Raw genomic sequence first — 5,872 nt, 5'->3', positions numbered from 1 at the left:
TGGGCATGCACAACGGAGTTGATATCCGGGCGCCGCCGCAGCAGCTCGGTGTGCAGAGGCAGCTCGTTGGGGACCGTGTAGCCGCTGTCGAGCTCGCCTTCGGCGGCGGGATTGCCGTCGAGGTCGACCAGCCGGATGTCGTTGGCTTCGGTGTGCGCGAGGCCACGCTCCTTGGGACCCCTGCAACGGACCAAGAGCTCGTTCTCCCCCGTTCGCGCACTGATGTGGCCGAGGATTCCGTCGGCGAGGCCGCGGCCGGCCAGGACCCGGCAGGCCATTGCGATGGCCTGCCGTTGCTCTTCGTGGACCACCGGCGGCTGACTTCCCCGCATCAGAGTGCCGCCGTCGGCCGGGGCTCGAGCAGGAGCTCGAGTTTGTCGCGCAGTTCCTGCACGCCGATCCCTGATCCCATGCCGCGGCGGCAGGCAAGCAGGGCCTTCGGCCAGTTCACGATCGCGGCACCGTACAGTTCCACTCCGTCGGTGGTGTAGAGCGCTGCGAACCGACCGTGCAGCTCAGGGTCTCCGATGAGGACATGGTCGGCGTTGCCTCCCACGCGACCGACGACCTGGATTTTCCAGTCGTGCTGGTCGCTCCAGACGTATTCAACCGGTGTGTACTCGCGGGGACTGTCCGGATGGGTGATGTTGTGGGCGACGCATGAGGCTTGCTCAACCGCGTTTGTCCAGTGCTCGATCCGGATGTCCGCACCGTGCTTCTGATGCCGCCAGCGCGCCACGTCGCCGACGCCATACACGTTCGGGGCGTCCACAGCCCTGCAGAACTCGTCCAGCACGACGCCGTTGTCCACCAGCAGTCCCGAGGAGGCCAGCCAGGCGTCGTTGGGAACCGCGCCGATCCCGATGAGAACGGTGGCGGCTTGTACTGTCTGGCCGTTGGTAAGCCTGACGCTGAAGGACCCGTGCTCGCCCTCAATGGCCTCGACTCCGGTGCCAAAGATCGTGGTGACGCCGTTGTTGCGGTGGAGTTCTCCAAACAGCTGTGCGATTTCGGCGTTGAAGATGCGGCTCATTGGTATGGGCATCGGGTCGATGACTGTCACTTCCAGACCGAGCGTACGTGCCGTCGCGGCTGCTTCGGCACCGATGAAACCGGCGCCGATCACTGCCAGTTCCCCGCCTTTGAGGAGGTCGGCGCGCAGTTTCCGGGCATCGTCCAGGGAACGGAGCACGTGGATCCCGGGCCGTTGGCCCCAGGGTGAGGGTCGGGCAGATGCGCCCGTGGCGATCACAAGGTTGTCGAAGTGTAGGGGTTCGTGGTCCTGGAGGTACAACAGGTTTCCGGCGACATCGATGCCTGTGGCGGCGTGCCCGAGCAGCAGCCGGATGCTGGCTTCCTCCGCCTGCTCGCGGGTAAGGAGGCGGATGGACGACTCCTCTGCTTTGCCGGAGAGGACGGATTTGGACAACGGCGGCTTGTCGTACGGGAGTTCCGTCTCAGCACCGACGAGGACGATGTCGCCTTCATACCCCTCCAGGCGCAGGGACTGGGCAGCACGCACGCCGCCGGTTGAGGAGCCGACGATAACTGTGGTCGTGTTCATCAGTCCTCCACTACTAGGGCGGACACCGGGCAGCTGCGGGCAGCCTCGGTGACACGGGAACGCTCGGCCTCGGGAACTTTGGTCCTGAGGAGAACAACGATTCCGTCGTCATCCAGATCAAAGTAGTCGGGTGCCCCAACGACGCAGTTGGCGTAGCCCTGGCAGGCTTGCAGATCTGCTTTTACGGTAGGCATTGTCAATCTCCTTGGCCTCTAGATGTTGTTTTTGTTCTGGGGCGGCTGCTCGTCCTCGGTGACAAGCGGCCCGAACGGATGCCCGATCATGGCCGAGAAGGTTGCCGGCGCCTGCCAGGTGAGGGCTTCCAGCTCCAGGGGGCACAGGGACACCCACTGGCCGGAGCGCGGGGACTTGATCATCAGCCGCGAGCCGTTCCGCGTCTCGACGCGGCTTACCTGGACTTCGGAGAATTCGTTGGCGATCACGATCGGAGCGCCGTTGACCCGTGCTTCCAGCCGGTCGCGCTCCTCCGCCGCTCGAATGGCGGCAAGGCGGTCCTCCTCTTCGCCTTCCCATTCGAGTTTCATAGGAATATGGCCAGATTCTGCATCCGGATGACCGCCTCGTCGACCATGATGGTGCGGCGGGCGAGCTGCCAGCCGGAGCCGGTGCGGCGCAGCAGATCCTCCCTGCCTGCCGACACGGTCGCGGCCTCGCGGACGTCGCCCCGGCTGCGGAACAGCAGGACCGCCGAATCCACGATGATCTCATCCGGGTTACCGGTACGGAACGTCCGGACGTTGGTGACGTAGTGGCGCAGCCGCGACGGAGGGTCTTCGGTCCAGGCGTGTTCCGTGGCGAAGCGCGCCGCCCTGCGGCTCAGCGAGTACTTGTTTTCATCCATGTGCGCCATCCCGGGAGACGTGCTGTAACCGGCCCCGAGGGCAGTGGTCACCCTCACCGGCATGAGATAGTGCACGTCGTCCGTGAGGCGGCTCAGCCACTCGTCGTACTCCTGTGCGTCGAGCAAATAGGATTCATCGACAAGCCACTTGTGGGCTTGCAGATGAAGTTCATCATTGAACGGCAGGGAGTCACCCGTCCTCTGAGTACGGGGGGCGTGCCCTCCCAGCACCGACTGCTCCGAGAGAGATTTGTTGCTGCGTTCGGTTACGGCTTCAATACCCACGGCTAGCCCTCCTTCGAAACGGTCATTGCCGGGGCGTGCCCGTTGTGCTCAGCGGGAGCCGGGAAAGAATCCGGGGTGTCAGACGGACAGTCCTGCACCGGATTGCTGCCGACGTGCACCTGGGCCGCTTTTTCCATCGGTCGTTCAAGATGGTTGGCCCATCGCAGGAGCAGTTCACGCTGGTTGTATTCGCTGTATCCGACGCGGGTCGAGCCGGGGCCGGAGTACTGCTCGGGGGTCAGGGGTTCGACGACGTTCTGTCCGTTTTCCAGCATGCCCATGCGGCTGTTCAGCAGCAGGCGCCGTGCCATCGGGCCGCCGGCGGTGCTGGTCAAGGAAACCCAGTTTTCCACGTCGTCCTGCTCGAACATGCCGCCGCTGCCAAAGCACATGAGATAGGCCTTGTAGGAAAGTGCCTTAAACTCTTCGGGCGCGTTCTTGTCGACGGCGAACCACGATACGATCTCGGTCTCGTCTTCACTGATTGGCTGCCACTGCCGGATGGAGATGAACGGGAGCACTTCATCGGAGTCTTCTTCGACCCGTGGCCAGTTGTGCACGAAGCTCATGTTCGGGAACACCGACGCCGCCGACACCATGAACCCGTCCTTGCCCACGACGTCGAGCTGCTCCTGGCTCCACTGCTCTTTCATGCGGGCGATCATCTCGTCCGGGTAGCCCACGTAGCGGAGGCGGTCCTCCAGGCTTCCTTCGGGAAGCTTGTAGGTAGTTCCGCCGCCGTTGCCGGCCCAATAGGTTGTCCCGTCCTTGCGCTTTTCCGCCTTTGGTTCGCGGAACAAACCAATTTCGACGACGGAGGTGTGGGTCTGGGGGGTGTGATACATGTCGCCGGCGAAGTTTTCGGCTCCGATTTTCCAGTTGGCCTTGACCCGCCACCGCTGCGGCCCGCGCAGTTCAATCCCGCCGGAGCTTTGCTTCGTGTAGTAGTCCATGTAGAACTTGAAGTCACCCAGGAAGTCCTCCAACGGCTCTGCGTCAGGATCCAGGCTGACGAAGATAAGGCCGTTGTAGATGCCCAGGGAAGGAGCAGGCAGCAACGTCTGCCCCTGCTTCTTGAAGCCCTCTTCGCCGCCGTATGCCTCTTTGTGGAAGGGCAGTCCGACTATGCGGCCGTCGTTACGGTAGGACCACCCGTGGTACGGGCAACGGAAGTGGGAAGCGTTTCCCATCTCCGTGCGGCAGACCTGCATGCCGCGGTGAAGGCACATGTTGAACAGTGCCCGGATTTCTCCATGTTCATCACGGGAAATGATGAATGAGTCTTCCAGGACGCGGCGCACCACGTAGTCGCCAGCTTCGGGCACCTCGGATTCGTGGGCGACGAAAAGCCAGCTGCGACCAAAGACCCGCTCCTTTTCAAGCTCGAAGATCTCTTTGTCGTTGTAAATGTGTGCAGGGATCATGCCCTGCCGTACATCCTGAATCACGCCGCTGTGGTCAGTCATTGATGGATCTCCTTGTCCGGGCCGGCAAGACGCCAGTCATCTCTGGTAATCAGAGATAGTTTCTTTTAGAAAGAGAATGACTTAAAGTGTGGCGTTCGTCAAGCCCCAGTCGGCCGAGTGGCCGAGGCCCCGCCGGACCGCGTCCGTTGGCCGGGATTCAGTGACCGTTTTCCGCAGCATCTGAGTCCCGCGCAGCAGTTTCGCCCATATCCAGGCGGGCCAGATCGTTCATGTCGTCGGCGGTCAGGGTGAAATCGAACGCAGAGATGTTCTCTCTCAACCAGACGGGGTCCGAAGCCTGCGGGATGGGCACCAGGTCCTGCTGAATGTGCCATCGCAGCAGGACCTGGGCAGGTGACCTGTTCAGACGGTCGGCGATGGCCACCACAAGGGGGTTCGCACGCAGTCCGGATTCACGGCCGATCGGGCTCCAGGATTGGGTGAGGATTCCCAGCTCCCGGTGGACCGCACGCGGTTGTGTGCGCGCCAGAGCAGGACTTAGCTGAATCTGGTTGACGTCCGGAACGACTCCGGTCGCTTCGATGATTTTCCTCAGGTGGGCCGGCTTGAAGTTGGAGACGCCGATGGCCTTGACGGCGCCTTCCTCTAACAGGGTTACAAGGCCTTTCCATGCCTCCGCATACGCGCCAAGCGCCGGCACCGGCCAATGGCACATGAACATGTCCAGATAGTCGACCCTAAGCTTCCGCAGGCTTTCGTCGTACGCCCGACGGACGCCGTCGACGCTGTGGGACTCCTTGTTGAACTTGCTGGAAATAAAGAGTTCCGCCCGCGGGACGCCGGCGGTTCTGATGCCGCGGCCCACGGCTTCTTCGTTGCGGTATTGAACGGCCGTGTCGACCAGCCTGTAGCCGGTCTGCACGGCACAGCGGACGGCTTGCTCGCATTCGGCGTCCAGCATCGGCCATGTTCCGAGGCCGATCCGCGGCATACTGTGTCCGTTCAGCAAGGGCAGCCTTGAGGTCGCACCTGGTCTCGGAGCCGTACTCGTTTCATTTATCATCGGAGGGCCTCGTCTTTCGGATCTGTCGATAGTTTGCTAAACGGCTGAAGCCTCAGCTCTTTATGTTTGGGCCATCACGGGTGCGGTCAGCTCAAGGTAGGCGTTTGCCTCCTGCAAGCCAACGCCGCCGCCACACTTGTTGTCGATGTCGAACAGACTGGCCAGATGCGGCAGCTCGGCACGGTCGCCGTAATCCAGCAAGTGAAGCACAACGCATAACTGCTGTCCAGATGTTAATTCCGTTCAGCAGAGAACTGGCGAGATCTGCCGGTGTGGCAGTGGTAGCCGCCCGCCCAGCGCCGTCTGGCCTGTAATCCTCGCCAGTGGGGGCCATTAAACGCATCGCCATGAGATAGCTTCGGATAGGGCCAAGCCTCCCGGAGACCGCCTCCCTTTTGAAGAAGAGCGACCCGGGCCATGTCGAGGCGTTGGCCCGGGCTTTGTCCGTGCTGAAGGCCTATCAGCAGCCAGGACAGGCCATTGTCGGTCTCGGATGTTGCCGAGTTCGTCGGGATCGCCAGGACCGCGGCGGGGCGATTCATCCTCACCCTGGAATACCTGGGTTATCTGTCCTACGACGCCAGTGGCTATTCCTTGCGGCTAGCAGTGCTGGAGATCGGGGATGCCTATCTGCTGAGCCATAAGCTGCTGGCGGTGGCCCATCCGCACCT

The 5,872-nt window shown here is 62.4% G+C and carries 9 protein-coding genes; 1 reads left to right on the top strand and 8 read right to left on the bottom strand.

Translation table 11 applies throughout. From position 1 onward, the window contains the following. From JF781_RS27270 to JF781_RS27235, 8 genes are all read right to left on the bottom strand, one after another. On the bottom strand, nt 1-332 hold a 332-nt coding region (locus JF781_RS27270; RefSeq protein WP_225330605.1), incomplete at its 3' end, for a class II aldolase/adducin family protein. After that, the gene (locus JF781_RS27265) at nt 332-1,564 is read right to left on the bottom strand and encodes an NAD(P)/FAD-dependent oxidoreductase (RefSeq protein WP_047040745.1); all 1,233 of its coding nucleotides are present in this window, start codon (nt 1,562-1,564) and stop codon (nt 332-334) included. The genes JF781_RS27265 and JF781_RS27270, both read right to left, overlap by 1 nt. Beyond that, nucleotides 1,564-1,758: a ferredoxin gene (locus tag JF781_RS27260; RefSeq protein ID WP_047040743.1), complete on the bottom strand. Its 195-nt coding sequence runs from the start codon at nt 1,756-1,758 to the stop codon at nt 1,564-1,566. The genes JF781_RS27265 and JF781_RS27260 overlap by 1 nt, the downstream gene beginning before the upstream one ends. Nucleotides 1,759-1,776: 18 nt before the next feature. Beyond that, nucleotides 1,777-2,109: a hypothetical protein gene (locus tag JF781_RS27255; protein WP_047040740.1), complete on the bottom strand. Its 333-nt coding sequence runs from the start codon at nt 2,107-2,109 to the stop codon at nt 1,777-1,779. Beyond that, a complete protein-coding gene (locus JF781_RS27250; RefSeq protein ID WP_095795377.1) occupies nt 2,106-2,705 on the bottom strand; it encodes a 3-phenylpropionate/cinnamic acid dioxygenase subunit beta in 600 nt (199 codons plus the stop codon). Before JF781_RS27250 ends, JF781_RS27255 begins: the two co-directional genes overlap by 4 nt. 8 nt (nt 2,706-2,713) lie before the next feature. Beyond that, nucleotides 2,714-4,177: an aromatic ring-hydroxylating dioxygenase subunit alpha gene (locus JF781_RS27245; protein WP_047040736.1), complete on the bottom strand. Its 1,464-nt coding sequence runs from the start codon at nt 4,175-4,177 to the stop codon at nt 2,714-2,716. 157 nt (nt 4,178-4,334) lie between these two features. Continuing rightward, nucleotides 4,335-5,201: an aldo/keto reductase gene (locus JF781_RS27240; RefSeq protein WP_047040723.1), complete on the bottom strand. Its 867-nt coding sequence runs from the start codon at nt 5,199-5,201 to the stop codon at nt 4,335-4,337. Between the two features lie 60 nt (nt 5,202-5,261). Continuing rightward, complete coding sequence (locus JF781_RS27235; RefSeq protein WP_156525811.1) at nt 5,262-5,402, bottom strand: hypothetical protein; 141 nt, start codon at nt 5,400-5,402, stop codon at nt 5,262-5,264. 279 nt (nt 5,403-5,681) lie between these two features. On the opposite strand from JF781_RS27235, the gene JF781_RS27230 reads away from it, so the two are divergent. Continuing rightward, nucleotides 5,682-5,872 (top strand): helix-turn-helix domain-containing protein (locus JF781_RS27230; protein ID WP_330220377.1); only part of this gene is annotated, 191 nt, incomplete at its 3' end.

It is taken from the genome of Mycobacterium sp. WUMAC-067, from assembly GCF_020217485.1.
Taxonomy (GTDB): domain Bacteria; phylum Actinomycetota; class Actinomycetes; order Mycobacteriales; family Mycobacteriaceae; genus Mycobacterium.
This window is presented reverse-complemented; position numbering and strand designations above follow the sequence as displayed.

What these genes read in the sequence shown, in the direction of transcription:
- JF781_RS27245 (WP_047040736.1), bottom strand. Translation starts at nt 4,177, where the DNA reads ATGACTGACCACAGCGGCGTGATTCAGGATGTACGGCAGGGCATGATC.
- JF781_RS27240 (WP_047040723.1), bottom strand. Translation starts at nt 5,201, where the DNA reads ATGATAAATGAAACGAGTACGGCTCCGAGACCAGGTGCGACCTCAAGG.
- JF781_RS27255 (WP_047040740.1), bottom strand. Translation starts at nt 2,109, where the DNA reads ATGAAACTCGAATGGGAAGGCGAAGAGGAGGACCGCCTTGCCGCCATT.
- JF781_RS27265 (WP_047040745.1), bottom strand. Translation starts at nt 1,564, where the DNA reads ATGAACACGACCACAGTTATCGTCGGCTCCTCAACCGGCGGCGTGCGT.
- JF781_RS27260 (WP_047040743.1), bottom strand. Translation starts at nt 1,758, where the DNA reads ATGCCTACCGTAAAAGCAGATCTGCAAGCCTGCCAGGGCTACGCCAAC.